General features: G+C 64.9%; 18 protein-coding genes. 8 read left to right on the top strand and 10 right to left on the bottom strand.

What is annotated here, in order from left to right; all coding sequences use genetic code 11:
- The first annotated feature begins 10 nt into the window (after positions 1–10).
- The 3 genes from metF (at position 11) to rhlE2 (ending at position 3980) form a co-directional block, all read left to right on the top strand.
- On the top strand, positions 11–856 hold the full coding sequence (gene metF, locus PPL01S_RS19725; RefSeq protein WP_016395323.1) for a methylenetetrahydrofolate reductase [NAD(P)H]: 846 nt from the start codon (positions 11–13) through the stop codon (positions 854–856).
- 224 nt (positions 857–1080) lie between these two features.
- Positions 1081–1869, top strand: a complete 789-nt coding sequence (locus PPL01S_RS19720; protein ID WP_016395324.1) for a substrate-binding periplasmic protein — start codon at positions 1081–1083, stop codon at positions 1867–1869.
- A 218-nt stretch (positions 1870–2087) separates the two neighbouring features.
- The gene (gene rhlE2 / locus PPL01S_RS19715) at positions 2088–3980 is read left to right on the top strand and encodes an RNA helicase RhlE2 (protein ID WP_016395325.1); all 1893 of its coding nucleotides are present in this window, start codon (positions 2088–2090) and stop codon (positions 3978–3980) included.
- Positions 3981–4131: 151 nt separating this feature from the next.
- Here rhlE2 and PPL01S_RS19710 read toward each other — a convergent pair whose 3' ends face one another.
- From PPL01S_RS19710 to PPL01S_RS19700, 3 genes are all read right to left on the bottom strand, one after another.
- Positions 4132–4710, bottom strand: a complete 579-nt coding sequence (locus PPL01S_RS19710; RefSeq protein ID WP_016395326.1) for a YceI family protein — start codon at positions 4708–4710, stop codon at positions 4132–4134.
- 35 nt (positions 4711–4745) lie between these two features.
- Positions 4746–5297 (bottom strand): cytochrome b, encoded by a 552-nt coding sequence (locus PPL01S_RS19705; protein ID WP_016395327.1) that lies wholly within the window; start codon positions 5295–5297, stop codon positions 4746–4748.
- Between the two features lie 215 nt (positions 5298–5512).
- Entirely contained in the window at positions 5513–7261 is a 1749-nt protein-coding gene (locus PPL01S_RS19700; RefSeq protein WP_028625094.1) for an FAD-dependent oxidoreductase, read from the bottom strand.
- Positions 7262–7470: 209 nt separating this feature from the next.
- On the opposite strand from PPL01S_RS19700, the gene PPL01S_RS19695 reads away from it, so the two are divergent.
- The 3 genes from PPL01S_RS19695 to PPL01S_RS19685 all read left to right on the top strand — a co-directional run bounded on the left by PPL01S_RS19695 (position 7471) and on the right by PPL01S_RS19685 (position 10321).
- On the top strand, positions 7471–7962 hold the full coding sequence (locus PPL01S_RS19695; protein WP_016395329.1) for a hypothetical protein: 492 nt from the start codon (positions 7471–7473) through the stop codon (positions 7960–7962).
- 79 nt (positions 7963–8041) lie between these two features.
- Positions 8042–9448, top strand: coding sequence for an adenosylmethionine--8-amino-7-oxononanoate transaminase (locus tag PPL01S_RS19690; RefSeq protein WP_016395330.1), 1407 nt, complete (start codon positions 8042–8044; stop codon positions 9446–9448).
- A gap of 150 nt (positions 9449–9598) precedes the next feature.
- Entirely contained in the window at positions 9599–10321 is a 723-nt protein-coding gene (locus PPL01S_RS19685; protein ID WP_016395331.1) for a 16S rRNA (uracil(1498)-N(3))-methyltransferase, read from the top strand.
- A gap of 6 nt (positions 10322–10327) precedes the next feature.
- Here PPL01S_RS19685 and trhA read toward each other — a convergent pair whose 3' ends face one another.
- The 7 genes from trhA to PPL01S_RS19650 all read right to left on the bottom strand — a co-directional run bounded on the left by trhA (position 10328) and on the right by PPL01S_RS19650 (position 19841).
- The gene (trhA, locus tag PPL01S_RS19680) at positions 10328–10945 is read right to left on the bottom strand and encodes a PAQR family membrane homeostasis protein TrhA (protein WP_016395332.1); all 618 of its coding nucleotides are present in this window, start codon (positions 10943–10945) and stop codon (positions 10328–10330) included.
- An 86-nt stretch (positions 10946–11031) separates the two neighbouring features.
- A complete protein-coding gene (locus PPL01S_RS19675) occupies positions 11032–11505 on the bottom strand; it encodes a chemotaxis protein CheW (RefSeq protein ID WP_016395333.1) in 474 nt (157 codons plus the stop codon).
- Positions 11498–16393, bottom strand: coding sequence for a hybrid sensor histidine kinase/response regulator (locus PPL01S_RS19670; RefSeq protein ID WP_028625093.1), 4896 nt, complete (start codon positions 16391–16393; stop codon positions 11498–11500). Before PPL01S_RS19670 ends, PPL01S_RS19675 begins: the two co-directional genes overlap by 8 nt.
- 11 nt (positions 16394–16404) lie before the next feature.
- The gene (locus PPL01S_RS19665) at positions 16405–18429 is read right to left on the bottom strand and encodes a methyl-accepting chemotaxis protein (protein ID WP_244212840.1); all 2025 of its coding nucleotides are present in this window, start codon (positions 18427–18429) and stop codon (positions 16405–16407) included.
- Between the two features lie 47 nt (positions 18430–18476).
- Positions 18477–19031, bottom strand: coding sequence for a chemotaxis protein CheW (locus PPL01S_RS19660; RefSeq protein WP_008094837.1), 555 nt, complete (start codon positions 19029–19031; stop codon positions 18477–18479).
- Positions 19028–19393, bottom strand: a complete 366-nt coding sequence (pilH, locus tag PPL01S_RS19655; protein ID WP_016395336.1) for a twitching motility response regulator PilH — start codon at positions 19391–19393, stop codon at positions 19028–19030. Before pilH ends, PPL01S_RS19660 begins: the two co-directional genes overlap by 4 nt.
- Before the next feature lie 46 nt (positions 19394–19439).
- Positions 19440–19841: a response regulator gene (locus tag PPL01S_RS19650; RefSeq protein ID WP_016395337.1), complete on the bottom strand. Its 402-nt coding sequence runs from the start codon at positions 19839–19841 to the stop codon at positions 19440–19442.
- Between the two features lie 241 nt (positions 19842–20082).
- Between PPL01S_RS19650 and gshB the strand changes: the two genes are divergently transcribed.
- Complete coding sequence (gene gshB / locus PPL01S_RS19645) at positions 20083–21036, top strand: glutathione synthase (RefSeq protein WP_016395338.1); 954 nt, start codon at positions 20083–20085, stop codon at positions 21034–21036.
- A 91-nt stretch (positions 21037–21127) separates the two neighbouring features.
- Complete coding sequence (locus PPL01S_RS19640; RefSeq protein ID WP_016395339.1) at positions 21128–22030, top strand: energy transducer TonB; 903 nt, start codon at positions 21128–21130, stop codon at positions 22028–22030.
- The last annotated feature ends 189 nt before the right edge of the window (positions 22031–22219 follow it).

Below are 22219 nucleotides of genomic sequence, written 5' to 3'. Positions count from 1 at the left end.
GGAAACAGAGATGTCACAAGAACGCCGCTACAGTTTCGAATTCTTCCCCACCAAGACCGATGCCGGTCACGAAAAGCTGATGGGCGTAGCCCGCCAGCTGGCCGCCTGCAACCCGGACTTTTTCTCCTGCACTTACGGCGCCGGCGGTTCGACCCGCGACCGCACACTGAACACCGTGCTGCAGCTGGAAAGCGAAGCGAAGGTGCCGGCCGCCCCGCACTTGTCGTGCGTCGGTGACACCAAGGACGAGCTGCGCGCCCTGCTTGCCCAGTACAAGACCGCAGGCATCAAGCGCATCGTTGCCCTGCGCGGCGACCTGCCATCGGGCATGGGTATGGCCAGTGGTGAACTGCGCTATGCCAGCGACCTGGTCGAATTCATCCGCCAGGAAAGCGCTGACCACTTCCACCTGGAAGTAGCCGCCTATCCGGAAATGCACCCGCAGGCGCGCAACTTCGAAGCCGACCTGGCCAACTTCGTGCACAAGGTCAAGGCCGGTGCCGACAGCGCCATCACCCAGTACTTCTTCAACGCCGACAGCTATTTCTACTTCGTCGAGCGCGCACAGAAGCTGGGCGTGGACATCCCGGTGGTGCCCGGCATCATGCCGATCACCAACTACAGCAAGCTGGCACGCTTTTCCGATGCCTGCGGCGCCGAGATCCCGCGCTGGATCCGCAAGCAGCTGGAAGCCTATGCCGATGACACCGCCAGCATCCAGGCATTCGGCGAGGAAGTGATCACGCGCATGTGCGAGCAACTGCTGCAAGGCGGCGCTCCAGGCCTGCACTTCTATACCCTGAACCAGGCCGATGCCAGCCTGGCGATCTGGAACAACCTGAAGCTGCCTCGCTGAAGCTTTCCGGCAAGATTGCCTTCAGAAAGAACCAAGGCCTTAGTCATGGACTGAGGCCTTGTTTTCTTCCGGCCCGACAGGTCTTGCCTGAGATGCGACCGCTTTCGCATCCCCGCCCACAGCGGGTCTACCTGACCTTTGACCCGGCCATCAGGCATCAGAAGGCCTGTTTCAACATCGTCTGCGTTCTGGCCTTGCCACGGCTGAGCGCGTAATCTCGCGCCATGCCTGTTATCAACCGCCTGTTGTGCATTTTCCTGCTCGCCTGCCTGAGCCCGATGGCGCTGGGCGAACGACTGCGCCTGGTCAGCGACGACTGGGCGCCGTACATCTATCGGCAGGCCGATCAGCCCACCGGTATCGACTATGAAGTCACCACCGAAGTCTTCAGGCGCCTGGGGGTCGAGGTGGAATGGGAATTCCTGCCCTGGAAGCGCTGCCTGGCCATGGTCGAACAAGGCCTGGCGGATGGGGTGATGGACATCTTCAAGATCGAAGCGCGCAAGGGCTACATGGTATACCCGGTCGAGCCCATGTCGGATGTCGAGTTCGTGCTGTACCAGGCGAGCAAGCGCCGCCATGTGGTCGACCAGCTCAGCGACCTGCGCGACCTGACCGTGGGCACCTCGCCAGGCTATGCCTATGGCCCTGCCTTCGAACAAGCCGCGGGCTTCACACGTGAATCGGCCCAGAGCCATGAAGCCAATTTCGGCAAGCTCGTGCTCGGGCGCATCGACCTGCTGGTGACCGACCGCATGGTCGGGCGCTACCTGCGACGACAACTTGGCCTGGAGAAACAGGTCGAAGAGTTGCCTCTGGTCATCAGCCGTCAGTCCCAATACCTGGGCCTGGCCCGCAAACCTGGGCGCGAAAAACTGGCCCAGGCTTTTGCCGATGAGCTGCGACGGTTCAAGCAAGAACCGGCCTACGTTGCAATAATCGCACGCTATATCGGCGACACCGGCCATCTTCCCGACGCCGTTGAGCAGCAGGAAAGCAGCACGCAGCGCTAGCTCTGTTATACTCGGGCCTTCCCGCCCGGCTCACGCCCGGACGCTCGGCCTCGCAACAAGCACCCAGATCGGTACTGACGCCCCTTGGCGCTCATCCCCCGCTTCCGGGATGCGCAGTGAAAGCCCAGCTGGACCGGACGCGATCGCATCCCACCGATGCCCGTCGCGCCAGGCAGAACATCCCAACGGGCCCAGCCCCAACGAGAACAGGATTGCCCATGTCCTTTGCTTCCCTCGGTCTCTCCGAGGCTCTTGTCCGCGCTATCGAAGCAGCGGGCTATACCCAGCCGACTCCGGTGCAACAGCGGGCCATTCCCGCCGTGTTGCAAGGTCGCGACCTGATGGTTGCCGCACAGACTGGTACTGGTAAGACCGGCGGCTTCGCCCTGCCGATTCTCGAGCGCCTGTTCCCGGCCGGTCACCCTGACAAATCCCAGCGCCATGGCCCGCGCCAACCGCGTGTACTGGTGCTGACCCCGACCCGCGAGCTGGCAGCCCAGGTGCACGACAGCTTCAAGGTGTATGCCCGTGACCTGCCGTTGGTCAGCGCCTGCATCTTTGGTGGCGTCGGCATGAACCCGCAGATCCAGGCGATCGCCAAAGGCGTCGACATCCTGGTGGCCTGCCCTGGCCGCCTGCTCGACCTGGCCGGCCAAGGCAAGGTAGACCTGGCCCATGTAGAAATCCTGGTGCTGGACGAAGCCGACCGCATGCTCGACATGGGCTTCATCCACGACGTCAAGAAGGTCCTTGCCCGCCTGCCGGCCAAGCGCCAGAACCTGCTGTTCTCGGCGACCTTCTCCAAGGACATCACGGACCTTGCCGACAAGCTCCTGCACAACCCGGAGCGCATCGAGGTCACCCCGCCGAACACCACGGTCGAGCGTATCGAGCAGCGCGTCTATCGCCTGCCTGCCAGCCACAAGCGCGCACTGCTGGCGCACCTGATCACCCTGGGTGCCTGGGAGCAGGTGCTGGTGTTCACCCGCACCAAGCACGGCGCCAACCGCCTGGCCGAATACCTGGAAAAGCACGGCCTGAGCGCCGCCGCGATCCACGGCAACAAGAGCCAGAACGCCCGCACCAAGGCCCTGGCCGACTTCAAGGCCAACTCGGTGCGCGTGCTGGTCGCCACCGACATCGCCGCACGCGGCCTGGATATCGACCAACTGCCCCACGTGGTCAACTTCGAGCTGCCGAACGTCGAGGAAGACTACGTTCACCGTATCGGCCGTACCGGCCGTGCCGGGCGTTCGGGCGAAGCCATTTCCCTGGTCGCGCCGGATGAAGAGAAACTGCTCAAGAGCATCGAGCGCGTCACCAAGCAGAAGATCGCCGATGGCGACCTGATGGGCTTCGACCCAAGCCAGGTGGAGGCCGAGAAGCCTGAAGTGCGCGAACGCCCGCAAAACAGCGGCCGTGGCGGTCGCAACCAGCAGGCCCGTGGCGACGGTGGCAAAGAAGGCAGCGGTGGCCGCAAGGACAAGGGCAAGGACAAAGGCAAGGCCAAGCCGCAGGCAGCGGACAAGCCCGCCGACAAGGAAAAGACCGGCGACAAGCAACAGCCGCGCAAGCCGCGTGACAAGAAGCCGCGCCAGCAACAGGCAGGCCAGGCTGGCGCGCCGAAAGCGCCTGCCGACCGTGACCCGGAAGAATTCCTGGACGACGACGTCGACAACTTCGGCAACCGCGCCGACTACGTCAGCCCGTACCAGAACGCCAAGAACCAGGGCCGCAATCGTCGCCCAGGTGGCGCTGCCAGCCAAGGCCAACAAGGCCAGGCTACTGGCCAGGGCAACACTGGCGGCGGCCAGGGCCGCACCGGTGGTGGTGGGCAGCCACGTAACGCCAGCGGCGAGAAGCGTCCGCCGCGCAACAACACGGGCGGTGGTGGCCGTCGCGATGGTGGTGGCGGTCGCAACCGCCCTGCCGGTCGTGACGATGCCTCGCGCCAGGAGCCAGCGGTACGCAGCTCGCGTGAGCCGCAGAACCAGCCAGTGATCATCCGCAAGGAATCCAAGCTCGACCGTTATCCGACGCCCGAGCAACTGGACGACCTGCCGAGCCGCCCGCGCGGTGAGCGCCCTGCGCTGCTGACCCGCAAGGGCTGAGTCTGTATCGGCCCTATCGCCGGCAAACCGGCTCCCACAGGGTTTTGCACCACCCTCTATTGTGGGAGCCGGCTTGCCGGCGATGACGCCCGAACAGACAAACGAAAACGCCGCCTGAAAAGGCGGCGTTTTTTATTACCAAGGCAAAGGCTTACTTCTGCTTCACACCTTCGACACTGATATCCAGGTCCAGGGTCTGCGAAGTCGCGCCTGGACCCTTGATGCCGAAGTCGTTCAGGTTAAGGGTGGTGGTGGCATTGAAGCCGGCACGCTCACCGCCCCATGGGTCCTTGCCTTCACCGTTGAAGGTGGCCTTGAAGGTCACCGGCTTGGTCACACCGTGCATGGTCAGGTCACCGGTGACGTCCGCGGTCTTGTCACCGGTCGATTTGACGCTGGTAGACACGAACTTGGCGTTTGGATACTTCTTCGCATCCAGGAAGTCTTTGCTGGCGATGTGCTTGTCACGCTCGGCGTGGTTCGACCACAGGCTGGCTGTCTTCAGGTCGACGTTGATCTTGCTGGCTTCAGGCTTGGCGCTGTCCCAGGTGAAATTACCGTCGAAGTCCTTGAAGGTACCGTGAATGAAGCTGTAGCCCAGGTGGCTGATCTTCCAGTCGACGAACGCGTGCTGGCCTTCCTTGTCGATCTTGTACTCGGCAGCCATGGCCTGGCCAGCGGAGATCAGAGCGGTACCGAGCGCCAGGGCGGCAAAAGTCTTTTTCAACATCCTTACTTTCCTTCCGTTGCAATTGAGGTTGAGAGTCAAGCTTTGCGGCCCAGCATGCGAGTCAGGGTCGCGTCACGGTCGATGAAATGGTGTTTCAAGGCTGCCAGGGCATGCAGCACGGCAAAGATCACCAGGCCCCAGGCCAACCAGAGGTGAATGGCACCTGCCACGTCAGCCTGGTCGGGCAGGTCGCTGATCAAGGCCGGCACTTCGAACAGGCCGAAGACCGGAATGCCAACGCCATCGGCGGTCGAAATCAGGTAACCGGCGGCCATCACCGCAAACAGCCCAAGGTACAGTGCCAGGTGGCCCACTTTGGCGGCCACGCGGGTCAGCGGGCCGTGGTTAGCGGGTGACGGCGGCGGTGGGCTGACGAAGCGCCAGATCACACGCAACAGCATCACAGCCAGCAGCACCAGGCCGATGCTCTTGTGCAGGTCAGGGGCAGATTTTCGCCACGGGCTGTAGTAGTCGAGCCCGACCATCCACAACCCCAGGCCAAACAGGCCGAAGACTGCCAGCGCCACGCCCCAGTGCAGGACAATGCTGACGACGCCATAGCGAGAAGATGAATTGCGCAGTTGCATGATTTGCAGTGTTTCCCCGTGAAAGCTGTGCAAAGACTAACGCGAAACGTATCGAATAAAAGCGGAAAAAATCGCTCAGGATTATCGAGAAAATCGATAAATAGTGTGTGAGATCGCTATTAAGGAAACATTAACGATAGCGGGGAAATCGAACTTGTCAGCACCGGCCTCGTGACGGGCAAAGCCACGTCCGCAGAGGCCGGTAGCTTACAGACTCAGTTGGCCTTGGCCTGGGCGTTGGCGACCGGTTTCTTCACCGGCTCCGACTTGGCGGTGGCTTTTTTCGGTTCGGTAGCTTTATGGGCCTGCTTGGCCGCCGGTTTGTGCGCAGGCTTGGTCGGTGTCTTGCTGGCAGCTGGCGTGGCCGGCTCTTCCTTGGCGATCGCAGCTGGCACAGCCTCGGCCGTAGCAGCAACCGGTGCCGGCGCTGGTGCAGGTTCCTCGGCCTTGGCAACCGGTGCTGCCTTCACCTCAGGCTTGTCAGCACCGCCAAACAGCCGCGAGAAGAAGCCGCCCTTGTCCTTCGCCACTGCTGCGCCCGTCGTTGCAGCGGCGGCCACGGTCGCAGCCTTGGCCGGGTCAAACGATTTGCCAGCGAGCAAGTCCTGTACCTGGCTGGCGGCACGCTGGCCGCTGCGCAGGGCGCCCTCGAGGGTGCCCGGGTACAGGGCATCGGTGTGCTCGCCTGCGAAGGCGATGCGCTGCACCGGGCGCTCCCACAGGCGCCAGTACTTGCTGATCTGCCCCGGGCCGTAGGCCAGGTAGGCGCCGCCCGTGCCGGCGTCGGTGCTGTAGCGCTTGACCTCGTAACCGGTGAACGCGCCACGGGCCTGTGGATAGAAGGCATGCAGGCGGATCAGCACCTGATCAACCATCTGCTTGTCACCGAAGGCCTGCAGCAGCCGTGCGTTGTCGCCGGACAGGTTGATCACCACATTGGCGCCGCCCTTGAGCGCAGGCTCGATCCACAGCATGCCAAGACCGGCGTTGCTGAAGATTTCGCCGGACATGCGTGAACGGCTTTCCCACACAGGCTGCTTGAACTTGAGCATCAGCTGGTCGCGCCAACCGTAGTTGGTGCCCCTCAGCGCGGCCACGTGCTGGGTATCCAGGCCCGGGGTGATCTGGATCTTGGCCAAGGCCCGCAGGGGCACGGCCATGACCACGTAGTCGGCCTGGTAGGAAGCGCTGCCGGCCTTGACCGTGACACCGTCCTTGTCCTGCACGATGGAGGTGACCGGCGAGTTGGTCTTGATGGTCTTCAGCTGTTTGACGAACGCCTGGGCCAGCACCGGGCTGCCGCCGGGCAGGCGCGCAGCGCGCAGGTCACGGTCGCTGACGCCACGGTAGACCCGGTTCTGCTGGGCGAAGTACAGCAGCGAAAGGCGCGACGGCTCATCGTAGCGGGTGCGGATCTGCTGGTTGATCAACTGGCGTGCGGTGGTCGGCAGTTGCAGCTTGTCGAGCCAGGTGGAGACGTTCATCTGGTCGAGGGCGAACAGCGTGCTGGTCGCCTGCGGGTTGAGCGGGTCGTCGATCGAGCGGGCCAGGTCGTCAAGGGTCTTTTCGTAGCGTTTGAGCGCCTCGGCGGTGGTCGGTTGCTTGGTGGGCAGGTCGGTGGCGCTGAAATACTCACCGTCGATCAGGTAGCCGGGGGTTCGCACGAATTCAGGCGCCGGCAGTGTCTCGAGCTTGAAACGGTCCAGGTACTGGTTGAGTACCGGCTGGGCCTTGCCATTGCCGATCCATTCGCTGGTGGCCAGGCCCGAACGACCGCCCATGCCTGCCTTGGCTTCCAGCAAGGTCACCTGCCAGCCTTTGTTCTGCAGCTCGTAGGCTGCGGTCAGGCCTGCCAGGCCACCGCCCACGACGATCGCCGAAGGTGTCTTGTCCTTGGCCAGCGTGGCGCCGCTGGACACACCGATCAATACCAACGCGCACAGGCGCACCCAAGCAGCAGCCATGATGGCGAACTCCAAGTCAGACGTTACAGAAATGGGAAGAGGCAGGAATGCCCCGAGGCGATGCGTTAAGAATACGTCAGGTATGCAGACCCTGCCAGCACAGTGACATCAAGTCCCTTTGGCAACTGGCATTTTTGTCAGTAGCCAGGCCTTGCGCCGCTGCGCGAGGCTTACGAGCGTGTCGAGAAAGCCGACAAAAGGAGCTACCCATGGTCTACGAGGAGCACTTTGCACAGGTCCCCCGGCAGCACCTGTCGCACAAGCAGACACTGTTGACCCCCTCAGGGTTGAGCATCCGCTCCAACGGTACCTCCGGGGCCGGCTTTCATGAGGCCTTCAAGGGCGAGCACGGCACGGAGCTGGTGATCGGCGAGCACAGCGACGTGGAAATCGCCTTCGAGCAGGAAGTCGACAGCCTACTCCTGGAGTACTACGTCGTCAGCGACCGACATTTCGACGATGTGCGGATGCTGCTGGATACCGATGGCTACGATGTCGACCTGATCGCGCCGACCCCGCGCGACTTCTACTGGCTGACGCTCTCGGGCAGCGGTTATACCGAGTTCCTGCCCGGTCCCCTCGCCACGCAGCCTTACCACCAGGTCATCGGCGGGCCGTTCAGGCGCCTGACCATCTCCACTTCACAGGCCGGCACCGTGCACATCCGCAAGCTCGAATGGACCCGCACCTGTCGTCATTGACCCTTGGCGGTTGTCCTGCCCCCTGGCATTGCTTAGGCTTACGCGGTCAACCCAAGCCGCAATGCCAGGAGAAGTGCCGATGGGCCTCAACGATCAGTGGATGCAACGTGACCTCAAGGTCCTGTGGCACCCCTGCACCCAGATGAAAGACCATGAGCAACTGCCACTGATCCCGATCAAGCACGGCGAAGGCGTATGGCTCGAGGACTTCGATGGCAAGCGTTACCTGGATGCCGTCAGCAGCTGGTGGGTCAATGTGTTCGGCCACGCCAACCCACGCATCAACCAGCGCATCAAGGACCAGGTCGACCAGCTCGAGCACGTGATTCTCGCCGGTTTCAGCCACCAGCCGGTGATCGAGCTGTCCGAGCGGCTGGTGGCCATGACGCCGGCCGGGCTGGACCGGGTGTTCTACGCCGACAATGGCTCTTCGTGCATCGAAGTGGCACTGAAGATGAGCTTCCACTACTGGCAGAACATCGGCAAACCGGCGAAGAAGCGCTTCGTCACCCTGACCAACAGCTACCACGGCGAAACCATCGCCGCGATGTCGGTCGGCGATGTGCCGCTGTTTACCGAAACCTACAAGGCCTTGCTGCTCGACACCATCAAGGTGCCCAGCCCGGACTGCTACCTGCGCCCCGAGGGCATGGGCTGGGAAGAACATTCACGCAACATGTTCGCGGCCATGGAGCAGACCCTGGCCGAACACCATGAAACCCTTTCGGCGGTGATCATCGAGCCGCTGATCCAGGGCGCGGGCGGCATGCGCATGTACCATCCGGTCTACCTCAAGCTGCTGCGCGAGGCCTGCGACCGCTATGGCGTGCACCTGATCCACGACGAGATTGCCGTGGGCTTCGGTCGCACCGGCACCATGTTCGCCTGCGAACAGGCCGGCATCCGCCCGGACTTCCTGTGCCTGTCCAAGGCCCTGACCGGCGGCTACCTGCCGCTGGCCGCCTGCCTGACCACCGACACCGTGTACCAGGCGTTCTACGACGACTACCCGACCCTGCGCGCGTTCCTCCATTCGCACAGCTACACCGGTAACCCGTTGGCCTGTGCTGCCGCCCTGGCGACCCTGGACATCTTCGAGCAGGACAACGTGATCGAGGCCAACAAGGCACTGTCGGCACGCATGGCCAGCGCCACCGCGCACCTGGCCGACCACGCCCATGTCGCCGAAATTCGCCAGACCGGCATGGCGCTGGCCATCGAGATGGTGCAGGACAAGGCCGGCAAGGTCGCCTACCCCTGGCAGGAGCGCCGTGGCCTGAAGGTGTTCGAGCACGCCCTGACCCGTGGCGCGCTGTTGCGCCCGCTGGGCAGCGTGGTGTACTTCCTGCCGCCGTATGTGATTACCCCGGAGCAGATCGACTTCCTCGCCGACGTGGCCACCGAGGGCATCGACATCGCCACCCGCAGCAGCGTCAGCGTGGCGGTACCTGCCGACTTCCACCCCGACTTCCGCGATCCGGGCTGATTGCTGACTTCGCCACACCACCATCCCCTGTAGGAGCGGGCTTGCCCGCGATCAAGGGCGAAGCCCTTGCCAGACACCGCGGTGCCTTCATCGCGGGCAAGCCCGCTGCTACAGGTAAAGCACTGTGTTCCTAATTTCCCGAGCAGAACCATGAGACTGTCCCGCTTCTTCATCGACGCCCCCCTGAGCCTCGGCGAGCACGACCTGCCCGAAGCCCAGGCCCACTACATTGGCCGCGTCCTGCGCATGGCCCCCGGCGATGCCGTGCAACTGTTCGACGGCAGCGGCCAGGAGTACCTCGGCCAGTTGCTCGAAGTCGGCAAGAAGAGCGTGCGCGTCAGCCTCGACCAGGCGCTGCCTGGCCAGGCCGATTCACCGCTGCAGATCCACCTGGGCCAGGGCCTGTCCCGCGGCGAACGCATGGACTGGGCCATCCAGAAGGCCACTGAGCTGGGCGTCAACGAGATCACCCCGATCGTCAGCGAACGCTGTGAAGTGCGCCTGAAGGACGAGCGCGCAGACAAACGCCTGGCCCATTGGCGCCAGGTAGCCATCAGCGCCTGCGAGCAGTGCGGCCGCTCGACCCTGCCGGTGATCCACCCGCCAGTGACCCTGGCCGAGTGGATCAAGACCAGCGAAGCGGACCTGAAACTGGTACTGCACCCGGTCGCCGAGCCGCTGACCAGCCACGCCAAGCCCACGCGCCTGGCCTTCCTGATCGGCCCCGAAGGCGGCTTGAGCGAGGCCGAAGTAGACCAGGCCAAGGCGGCAGGCTTCCACGCCGCCCGCCTGGGCCCGCGCGTGCTGCGTACCGAGACCGCGCCGGTGGTTGCACTCGCGGTGGCGCAGCAGTTGTGGGGCGATTTTTCGTAAAAAAAGCTAACGCACGTACAGCGACACCGCGACAAAGTGCATCAGGCTGCCGGCAATCACGAACAAGTGCCAGATGCCATGCCAGTGGCGGAACCGGCTGTCGAAGGCGAAGAAGAGGATGCCCACGGTGTAGAACACCCCGCCGGCCGCCAGCCAGGCGAAGCCGGCGGTGCCGAGGCTGTTCAGCAAGGGTTTGACTGCCACCAGGACGATCCAGCCCATCACCGCGTAGATGACGATCGACAGGACCCGCGCCTCGGAGCGCGGTTTGATTTCCTGCAGCATGCCGATCACCGCCAGGCCCCAGACCACGCCGAACAGGCTCCAGCCCCAGGGGCCGCGCAGGCTGACCAGGCAGAAGGGCGTGTAACTGCCGGCGATCAGCAGGTAGATCGACAGGTGATCGAGCTTGCGCATGATCACCTTCGCGCGGCCGCGGGTGCTGTGGTACAGGGTCGAGATGCTGTAGAGCAACAGCAGCGTGGCGCCGTAGATGGAGAAGCTGACGATCTTCCAGGGGTCGCCCTGCAGACCTGCGACGACGATCAGCCAGATGGCACCGATACAGGCCAGGACGGCACCGACCAGGTGGGTCCAGGCGTTGAAGCGTTCACCGTGATACATGCAAACACAGACCTCCTTGGGTGGGCTGGGTTCCTTCATGGGCCCTATCGCCGGCAAGCCGGCGATAGGGCCATCGGCCTCACATCCTACCCAACCCCAGGTTGCAATTGCGCGTCACGCACCAGCCTTTCCAGCCCGACCAGGTCCGGCACCCGCGCCACCTGCTCCCCCACCTGCACCGCCGCCAGCTCCAGGCTGCCCAGCGCCACATCCACATAGTTGAGCTGGCTGTCGAGCTTGCACGAACGCGGAATGTCCTGCAGCAACACCGCCAGATACCGCAAGCCGGTGTCACCCAAGGCATTGAGCACCACGATGCGCGCCCGCTCGCCACACGGTGTGTCGCCCCCGCAGGCGGCCTCGAAGCCGATCAGCGGCAGGTGCTGCTGGCGCCAGTCGATCCAGCCCAGGTGCCAGCCGGGCTCGCCTGGCCGGCAGAACAGGTTGCGCTGGTCTATCAGTTCCGCCACGGCCACGTTCGGCAGCACCAGGGTGCGGTCGCCCAATGGCAACAGCAGGCCAGTCAGGCTGCTGCGCTGGCCTGCGATCAGTTCAAGCATGCTGTTGGCTCCAGTGGGCGATGCTCTGCAACAACACCGACTCCTGGTACGGCTTGCCCAGGTAATCGTTGACGCCGATGGCCATGGCCCGGTCGCGGTGCTTCTGCCCGGTACGGGAGGTGATCATGATGATCGGCAGGTCCTTGAGCCGCTCGTCGCGGCGAATGCGTGTGGCCACTTCGAAACCATCCATGCGCGGCATCTCGATATCCAGCAGCAGCACGTCGGGGCGGTGCTCGTCCAGCAAGGCCATGGCGTCGACCCCGTCCTTGGCGGTCAGCACGCTCATGCCATGACGTTCGAGCAAGCGGCTGGTGACCTTGCGCACGGTCACCGAGTCGTCCACCACCATCACCAGCAAGGCGCGCCGCGGTGACGGGCCGAACAGCGTGCCCTGCACCCCGCTGCCGCCCGGCAGGCGCGCCAGGCGGCGTTGCTGGCCACGCAGCTGGCCAAGCAGGTCGATGATCAGCACCACCCGGCCATCGCCCAGCAAGGTGGCGCCCGACAACCCCGCCACAGCGGCGAACTGCGGGCCGAGGCTTTTCACCACGATCTCGCGGCTCGGCGACAGGCTGTCGACCTGGATGGCGAACGATTGCTCATGGGAGTGCACCAACAGCACCGGCAGCGGCACGCTCTGCCCCAGCAGGCCGGGCCGCGGCAGGCCTTGCAACAGCTCGCCCAGGTAACGCAGCTGGTACTCATGGCCGGCATACACGTAGCGCGGCACTTCCAGCTGATAGCAGGCAGCCAGCTCGGCCGGCGGTACGCGGACGATGCCCTCGATGGTATTGAGCGGGATGGCGTACTGCTCTTCGCCCAGGTGCACCATCAGGGCGCGGTTGATCGACACCGTGAACGGCAGGCGGATCAGGAAGCGCGCACCCTTGCCCTGGGCCGACTCGATGGTCATCGAGCCACCCAGCTGCTTGACCTCTTCGTGCACCACGTCCATGCCCAGGCCACGCCCGGAAATCTGGGTGATCTTCTCGGCCGTGGAGAACCCGGGGCGCAGGATGAACTGGAGGATTTCGTGATCGCTCAAGTTGGCCTGAGGGTCCAGCAGGCCACGCTTGATGGCTTTGCGTCGTACCGCGTCCAGCGGTACACCGGCGCCATCGTCAGTCATTTCGATGACGATATCGGCGCCTTCGTGCAGCAGATTCAACGCAATGATGCCCTGCTCCGGCTTGCCGGCAGCCAGGCGCACATCACTGGCCTCGAGGCCATGGTCGACGGCATTGCGCAGCATGTGCTCAAGCGGTGCGACCATGCGCTCGAGCACGCTGCGGTCCAGCTCGCCTTCGGCGTTGCCGACCACCAGCTCGACCTGCTTGCCCAGTTCGCTCGCCACTTGCCGCACCACCCGCTGCAGGCGGGGCACCAGACGCTCGAACGGCACCATCAAGGTGGCGGTCAGGCCTTCCTGCAACTGGCTGTTCACCCGCGCCTGCTGCTGCAGCAGGCCGTAGGCCTCCTGCGCGCGCTGGGCCAGGGTTTCCTTCAGGTCGAGCAAGTCGGAGGCCGATTCGAACAAGGCCCGCGACAACTGCTGCAACTGGGAATGCCGGTCCATCTCCAACGGGTCGAAATCTTCGTAGGCGTCGCCTTCGAATGGCTGCCGGCTGGTGATCCGCCCCTGGGTCTCGTTGTCCAGCCGCAGCAGCTGGTCACGCATGCGCTCCAGGGTGGTTTCCATCTCGTTGAGGGCGAACTGGGCGTCGTTCACCTGCTGTTCGATACGACCGCGAATGACCGAGTGCTCACCGGCCAGGTTGCCCAGGTCGTCGAGCAGCTCGGCGTCGACCTTGACCATGTCGCCGGCCGCACGCTCCGGCGCGGCCGTGGGCAGGTCGGCCGGCGCGGCTTCGGCTGGCGCCTGGCCCGCGGCGCTGTCGGTCAGGGCAGCGCTGCTGAAGTTGCGGATGTAGTCGATCAGTGCGGTAGCCGCATGCAGCGGTTGCCCCAGGCGCACGGCATCGAGCATGTGCGCCAGGCGGTCGTGGCAGTTCTGCAACAGCGCGAACAGCGGCGCGCTGGGCGGCAGGCGCCCGGCAGCCAGCAATTCGTAGAGAAATTCCAGTTCGTGGGCAAGGTCGCCGATGGCGGCGATCTCGACCATGCGCGCACTGCCCTTGAGGGTGTGCAGGTCGCGCAGCAGGTTGTCCACTTCGGCGCCGTTGCGCGGGTCGGCCTGCCAGCGCGCCAGTGCGGCAGCGGCGCTTTCGACGATGTCCGAGCTTTCTTCCAAGAAGACCTCGAGCAGCTCCTTGTCACCCGGACTGTCGATGTCCTCTTCGGCCGCTTCCATCGCCGTCGGCAGCGCTGTCACCGAGCCTGGCGCCACCAGGCCCGTGGCCTCCGGCGCCAGGGCACCGGCCAGCAGGCCGCGCAGGTTGTCGACGCAGTCGGGACGCGGCGTCACCTCCTGGCCGGCAGCGACCTGGTCAAGCATGTCGAGCAGTGCTTCATGGGCTTGCCGGGCCTGGGCGAAGAAGTGCCCATCGGCGCCCAGGCTACCCTCTTCCACCGCGCCGTAGAGATCCAGCAGGGCTTCACAGACATCGTCCATCTGCCAGAGGTCGGCCAGGTGGGCGGCGTGGCACAGCGTGGTCAGTTCATCGAGCAGGCTGTCCAGCGACTGGCGCTGGCCCGGCTGCTCCTGCCAGCGTGACAGCAGGGACTCGGCATCCAGCAGAATGTCCATGGCCTGGGCCAGGAAGCTGGCCGTGCGCTGCGGGTCGCGAGCGCTGCGCCGGGCATGGGTCTGCTCGTCATGCAAGCTCGCCAGGCGCTCGTCCACCGCCTCGCCGACCTGCTCGATCAACTGCGCCGCGCCCGCGATGGCGGCCAGCGGGGTGCTGCCGAGCTGCGCCAGACCCTGCTGGAACTGGGCCCGCGCTGCGTCCAGCCAGGCGATTTCGGCGCCCTGCAAGGGTAACTGGTGACTGCGGTATTCGCGGACCAGGCGGTCGAAGGCAGTGGCCAGTTCAGCGATCGGCATCACCCCGGCCATGGCGGCGCTGCCCTTGAGCGTGTGCAGCGCGCGTTGCAGCTCATCGCTGACCGGCGTGTCCCGGCCATTGGCCGCCTGCAAGTAGGTGTCAAGGCTCGCCAGGTGGCCCTGAGCTTCATTGCGGAAGATGTCCAGCAACTGCGGGTCGAGGCCCTCGATGTCGGCACTGACGGGCGTGTCGTTCTCGGCAAGGGCATGCAGATGGCTGGCCAACTGCTCGATCTCGGTCACCTGCGGCATCTGCCCGGCGGCGAAGTCGGCCAGCAGGTCCGGCAGGTGCACGACCACCTGTTGCAGCGCCCTGGCCCCCTCTGGTGCCAGGGCCATGCGCCCCTCCAGTACGCGATTGAGCAAATGCTCGCCGCCCCAGGCCAGCTCGGCGACGGCCTCGGCATGCACCATGCGCCCGCTGCCCTTGAGCGTGTGCAGGTCGCGGCGAAGTTCCAGCAAGGCTTCGCGCAGGTTGTTGTCGGCGCGCCAGCGCAACCACTGGCGCTCGATTTCCGGCAGCAGCTCCCCGGCCTCCTCGAGAAACACCTCGCGCAACTCGTCGTCGATACCATCGCCATTGCCATCCTGGCTGCGCAGGACTTCGCCATGGCTGCACGGCATGCCCAGCGCCGCCAGGCTCGAGCAGGCCATGTCGAGGAACGGCTGGCCATCGGCCAAGGGGTCGGCCACCCGCCATTGCAGGTAGCACTCGCCAGCACTGAGCGCCTGGGCCAGCTGATCCAGTTCGTCAGCGGGCGGCTCCACATCCAGGTGCTGCAACCAGCCCTGCACATAGCGGGCACATCCGCCGAACACCTGCGCGGCGGCAGGCAGCATCAGCATCGCCAATGCCCCGCGCACCTGCTGCAACAGCCCTGGCAAGGGTTGCAGGCGTTGCCGCGGCCAGCCCGATTCCAGGCAATCGCCGATCAGGTCCTTGGCCTGCTGCAACACCGACAACGATTCGTTCAGGACCAGCTGGCGGATCTCTGCCAGGTCCGAGCCAGGCAGAGCCCCCTGGCCGTTCTCCTCGAGCGGGCCGACCATGCCATTGAGGCTGGCTTCCACGTACAGCAGAGCACCCGCCACATCCATCAGCACCGGGTCATCCACCGCCCGCTCGCCCTGGGCCAGGGCCTGCAAGGCCAGGACCTGATCGATGATGACCCGTCGCGGCTGCTGGAAGCCCAGTACCGCCAAGGTGTCGGCCACATGCCGCAACGGTGCGAGCAATGCGTCCAGCTGTTCGATGTGCTGCCGATCACTGCGCACGAACAGGTCCAGGCGTTCCTTGATCCGCACCAGGTCATCGCACAGTGCCGTCACCACCGAACGCAAGGCATCACGCCCGGGCCCGGCCTGCACCTGTTCACGCCAGTTGCCCAGCGACAGGTCGAGGTTGGCCAGGTCGTCGGAACCCGCGAAGCGCTGGGCCGCGCCGCCGATCAGGCTGGCCTGGGCCAGCGGTTCGACGCCGCGACAGGCACGCAGCTGATTGAGCAGCGGCAGCATCACCAGCGGCAGGTCATGCCGCGCACCGCGCAGCCGCTCAAGATACGAGGGCAGTTGCTCGAGCCCGCGAAACAGCGGCCCCAGGCAATCGCCACGCGGGCTCACCTGGCCATCGGCCAAGGCCTTGGCCAGCAGCTCGAGCTCCTCGGCCAGGCGTGTGGCGCCGCGCAATTCGAGCATGCGCAGGCAACCGTGCACCTGGTGCAGGTTGTCCACCACGAACGCCAGGATGGAGCGGTCGTCGGTCTCGCCGGCAAAGCGCTCAAGGGCCTGGCGCGCCTGGCCCAGGCAGTCGAGGATGGCCGCTCGGGTCCAGGCCAGGGCGACCGTGTCGTGGCGCTCGGGGTTTACTGCTGCTGAAGCCATGGACATGCCCCTCAGCGCCGCTCGGCCGGGGCCGGCAAGGTGAACCCAGACACCGAACGGCGCATCTCGCTGGCCATGCGTGCCAAGTGACGGATGCTGTCGGCGGTGGCGCCGGAGCCGGCGGAGGTCTGCGCGGTAATCTGCTGGATGACGGCCATGGTGTGGGAAATCTGCCCTGCCGATGAGGTCTGCAACTGCGCGGCGTCGGAGATGCTGTGGATAAGTTCGGCCAGGGTCTGCGACACCCCTTCGATTTCCGCCAGCGCCACCCCGGCGTCCTGGGCCAGGCGCGCACCGCGCACCACTTCGGCGGTGGTCTGTTCCATGGAGATCACCGCCTCGTTGGTGTCGGCCTGAATGGTCCGCACCAGCGCCTCGATCTGCCGCGTGGCCGAGGACGAGCGCTCGGCCAGCCGCTGCACTTCGTCGGCAACCACGGCAAAGCCTCGCCCGGCTTCGCCAGCCAGGGAGGCCTGGATCGCCGCGTTGAGCGCCAGGATGTTGGTCTGATCGGCAATGTCGTCGATCAGGCTGACGATGTCACCGATTTCCTGGGAAGACTCGCCAAGCCGCTTGATTCGCTTGGCAGTGTCCTGGATCTGTTCGCGGATGTTGTCCATGCCATCGATGGTGTTGTGCACCACTTCGTTGCCCTTGTTGGCGATGGCCACCGAACGCTCGGCCACCTTGGCCGACTCGTAGGCATGCGCCGATACCCGGTCGATCGACTCGACCATGTCGCCCACCGCCTCGGACGCCTCGCTGATCTGGTCGGCCTGGTGCTCCGAGGCCTTGGCCAGCTGGCGAGCGGTGTTCTGCGTGTCCTGCACGGCCGCTGCCACCTGCTCGGCGCTGTGGTTGATGGTGGCCACCAGGTCGCGCAGCTGGTCGACCGAATAGTTGATCGAATCGGCGATGGCGCCGGTGAAGTCCTCGGTGACCGACACGGTGACGGTCAGGTCGCCGTCGGCCAGCTCCTCGATTTCATCGAGCAGGCGCATGATCGCCTGCTGGTTGCGTTCGTTCTTCTCGGCGGTCTCGCGCAGCTGGCGGTTGGTGGTTCGCACCATCACCAGGCCGATCAGGATGATCGAGGCCAGCGCCAGCAGGCCCAGCACATAGCCGCCGACGGTATCGAGGGTACGGCTGCCGGCCAGGTTCTCGAAACCGTTGGCCAGGTGCGAGGCTTCCTCCAGCAGTGTCTGCGACAGGCTGAAGATATTGCCCGCGGCCTCACGCACGCGGAACAGCTCGGGCGAGGTTTCGAGGATTTCATCCACAGACCCTGCGACGAACTGGAACAGCTCGGCGATTTCCGCCAGCCGCGCCCGGGCGTCGGCATCCTCTACCCGGGTGACCTGGATCGCCGGGTTGCCGGCGAGCATGCCTTCGAGCACCTGGCCGAACCGGCTGGCGTCGCGGCCGAAGGCATCGGCGGCCTGGGCCGCGGTGTCGTCGCCAGCCAGCACGGTGTTGACCGAGCCGAGGATGCGTTCGGCGAGCAGCAACTGGCGCTGGGCCACCACCACCTGGTTGGCCGGGGCGCCGCTCTGCAGCAGGATCTCGACGACTTTCTCGTATTCCACCTGCAGTTGCGGTACGGTTTCGGCGAGGGTCGCCGCCACCTGGTGCAGCGACAACACGGTCTGTTCGCTGGCGAGGATGATGTCGGTATTCTTGCGCAGGTTTTCCCAGTCCTGGCGCACGGCTTCCATTTCATCGCGCACACCGACGGGTGCCGCGGGCAGGCCGGTGGTCTTGTCACCCTCGCGCAGGTAGCTCCAGCGCCTTTCGAAATCGTTGCGCGCATCCGACAGCAGTTTGAACGCCAATGCCTTGCCCGCCGCCGCCTCGGTGGCGTTCTTGGCGATGCGTTGGGACAGCACGCGCAGCTCGCCGGCATGGCCGATGTACTGCTTGTCGTGGTTGGACTGGGTGTTGAGGTAGGCGAAGTTGGCGAACAGCAGGATGATCGCCAGGATCAGCACCACGAACAGCACGGTGATCTGCACGATGCTGCGCGTGCGCGGGGTCATGCTGTTGGGGGCGACACCGATGGCCGGCTTGTTCACGTTCGAAAGTCCTATAGCGCCACATCGAGAAAGCCCGGCGCCTGGGCCAGGGCGAAGGGGCTGAAGATCGCCCAGTTGCGTTCACGCGGGAAATGCCCCTGGACGAACCGCGCAGCGGCGCGTAGCAGCGGCTGCGGCGGCGACAGTTCCAGGCTGCTCAGGGCGAAATGCTGAAGGCCCAGCACCTCGTCGACCAGCAGGCCGACGAACAGGTCCTCGTGGTCCAGCACCAGTACCCGCCGCTGCTTGCCCGGCGCCGCCGGGCCAAGGCCGAAGAAACTGCTCAGGTCCATCACCGGCAGCAACCGGCCACGCAGGTTGGCCACGCCGCAGACCCAAGGCTGCACACCCGGCACGCGGCTGCTGCGCGGCTCGCGCAAGACCTCGGCGACCTCACCCATGGGCGCCACGAACCACTGCCCGGCAATGCGAAAACCGATGCCGCTCCATTGTTGCAGGCGGGTGTCCTGCGGGGGTTGATCAGCCACCAGCAGGCGGCAGCGCCGGTCGATGTCCAGCAACAGCTCGAAAGCGGTCAGCGACGCGCCCTGCGGGCGGGTGGTCAAGCGCCCAACACTTCGTTGAGCTTGGCGATCAGGGCGTCTTCCTCCACCGGCTTGGTGACGAAGCCTCGCGCACCCTGGCGTTGGGCCCAGATACGGTCGGTTTCCTGGTCCTTGGTAGTCACGATCAGTACCGGAATGGCGCTGGTTTCCGGGTCCTTGCTCAATTGCCGGGTAGCTTGGAAACCGTTCATGCCGGGCATGACGATATCCATCAGCACGGCATCAGGCTTCTCTTGCCGCGCCAGGGCCACCGCGTCGGCACCGTTGCTGGCCTTGAGCACCTGGTGGCCGTGCTTTTCCAGCCAGGCGGTCAGTTTGTACATTTCTGTCGGCGAGTCGTCGACAATCAGAACTCGGGCCATGCTGTTTCCCCATCAGGAAATAGAGGCCGCGCCACCTCGGGCGCGGTCAGGGTGCGTGTTGTTCATGCGCGGCGAAACCGGGCACATGGGCCCTGATCGCGTCGAGCAGTTCGTCCTTGCTGAAGGGCTTGGTCAGGAACTGGTCGGAGCCGACCACCCGGCCGCGGGCCTTGTCGAACAGGCCGTCGCGTGATGACAGGAGAATCACGGGAATGTCCTTGAAGGCGCTGTTGTGCTTGATCACGGCGCAGGTCTGGTAACCGTCCAGGCGCGGCATCAGCACATCGACGAAAATGATCTGCGGCTGGTGGTCGACGATCTTGGCCAGGGCATCGAAACCGTCACTGGCGGTGATCACCTCGCAGCCCGCTTCGCCGAGCAACATCTGCGCGGTGCGGCGGATCGTGCGCGAGTCGTCGATCACCATCACCTTCAGGGGTTGTTCCATAGATGCCTACCAGAAGAAATTTAGCTGCAAGTTGCAAGCGTCAAGCTGCAAGAAAAAGCGCACTGGCGCATGGCTGGCTTTTTCTTGAAGCTTGTAGCTTAAGGCTTGCAGCTCATTTTTAGCACACTCCGGATAGCCATTCCATCTGCCGCACCCCTTGACCCGCGGCGTTCGCGGCGCCACCCTGAACCACTTTTCTTTCGATTCGTCGCGGCACCTGCCGCCAAGAGGAACCACCCCCATGAGCGTTCGCCTCGGCATTGTCATGGACCCCATCGCGTCCATCTCCTACAAGAAGGACAGCTCGCTGGCCATGCTGTTGGCCGCCCAGGCCCGCGGCTGGAGCCTGTTCTACATGGAGCAGCGCGACCTGTACCAGGCACAAGGCAAGGCCCGCGCCCGCATGCGCCCGCTCAACGTGTTCGCCGACCCGACTCGCTGGTTCGAGCTGGGTGAAGAGCAGGACAGCCCGCTGGCCGAACTGGACGTGATCCTGATGCGCAAGGACCCGCCGTTCGACATGGAGTTCGTCTACAGCACCTACCTGCTGGAACAGGCCGAGGCCGAAGGCGTGCTGGTGGTCAATCGCCCGCAGAGCCTGCGCGACTGCAACGAAAAACTGTTCGCCACGCTGTTCCCGCAGTGCACGCCGCCGACACTGGTCAGCCGCCGCCCGGACATCATTCGCCAGTTCGCCGCCGAGCACGGTGACGTGATCCTCAAGCCGCTGGACGGCATGGGCGGCACCTCGATCTTCCGCCACCGGGCAGGCGACCCCAACCTTTCGGTGATTCTCGAGACCCTGACCGCGCTGGGGGCCCAGCAGATCATGGCGCAGGCCTACCTGCCGGCGATCAAGGACGGCGACAAGCGCATCCTGATGATCGACGGCGAACCTGTGGACTACTGCCTGGCGCGCATCCCGGCAAGCGGCGAGACCCGCGGCAACCTGGCCGCCGGTGGGCGTGGCGAAGCCCGCCCGCTGAGCGAGCGGGACCGCTGGATCGCCGCCCAGGTCGGCCCGACCCTGCGCGAGAAGGGCCTGCTGTTCGTTGGCCTGGACGTGATCGGCGATTACCTCACCGAGATCAACGTCACCAGCCCGACCTGCATCCGTGAAATCGATGCGGCCTACGACACCGATATCGGTGGCAAGCTGATGGACGCCATTGATCGCCAGCTCAAGGCCCGCTGACCGCCGACGCGGAGCAATGACGCGCAGTGGGGTATGATGCCGGTTTAATTCTACTGAGCTGCTGCCCCGCCCTGCGGTTGCTGGATACCTGATGACGCTGCCTGCCGACATCCCCACCGATTTGCTGCCACCCCGCGTTCGCCCGCTGGACCGGCTTGGCTTTACCCTGTTCCTGGCTGCCCTGGTGCACCTGGCGCTGATCCTTGGCGTGGGTTTCACCGTGGTCAAGCCTGCGGAAATCCGCCAGACCATGGACATCACCCTGGCGACCTTCAAGAGCGAGAAACCGCCCGAAAAGGCCGACTTCCAGGCCCAGGACAACCAGCAAGGCAGCGGCACCCTGGAGAAGAAGGCGGTGCCCAAGACCACCGAGGTGGCGCCGTTCCAGGACAGCAAGATCAACAAAGTGACCCCGCCGCCAGCCGCCAGGCCGGAGGTGGCGCCACCGCCCAAGCCCGAGAAATCCGCCGTGGCCACCAAGGCCCCCAAGCCGCAGAAGGTCGAGCCCAAGCCGAAGGAAAGCAAGCCGCAGCCCAAGCCTGCGGCAACTCCGGATTTCGACAGCTCGCAGCTGTCGAGCCAGATCGCCAGCCTTGAGGCGGAGCTGTCCAACGAGCAGCAGATGTATGCCAAGCGCCCGCGCATCCACCGCCTCAATGCCGCCTCGACCATGCGCGACAAGGGTGCCTGGTACAAGGAGGAGTGGCGCAAGAAGGTCGAGCGGGTGGGTAACCTCAACTACCCGGATGAAGCACGCCGGCAGCAGATCTACGGCAACTTGCGCATGATGGTATCGATCAACCGCGATGGCTCGCTGTATGAAGTGCTGGTGCTGGAGTCGTCCGGGCAGCCGGTGCTGGACCAGGCCGCGCAACGCATCGTGCGGCTGGCGGCGCCATTTGCGCCGTTTACCGGGGATCTGGCGGAGTTCGACCGGCTGGAGATCATCCGTACCTGGCGGTTTGCGCGTGGGGATCGGTTGTCCAGTAATTGATTGCCAGGGCTCGCCGATGTTTTTCCATCGTTCGTGAGATCGAGCGCCGCCCGCGCGGCGCATCGCGAGCTGCGCTCGCTCCTACGTCCGTTTCGGGCCAATCATTTCTGTGGGATTTGCGCGCGAATGCCTTGGCGCATGACACGATATCGCGTCGAACAAACAAGGCGGTCGCGCGCCTCCATCACA

This window comes from Pseudomonas plecoglossicida NBRC 103162 = DSM 15088 (assembly GCF_000730665.1).
Lineage (GTDB): Bacteria > Pseudomonadota > Gammaproteobacteria > Pseudomonadales > Pseudomonadaceae > Aquipseudomonas > Aquipseudomonas plecoglossicida.
This window is presented reverse-complemented; position numbering and strand designations above follow the sequence as displayed.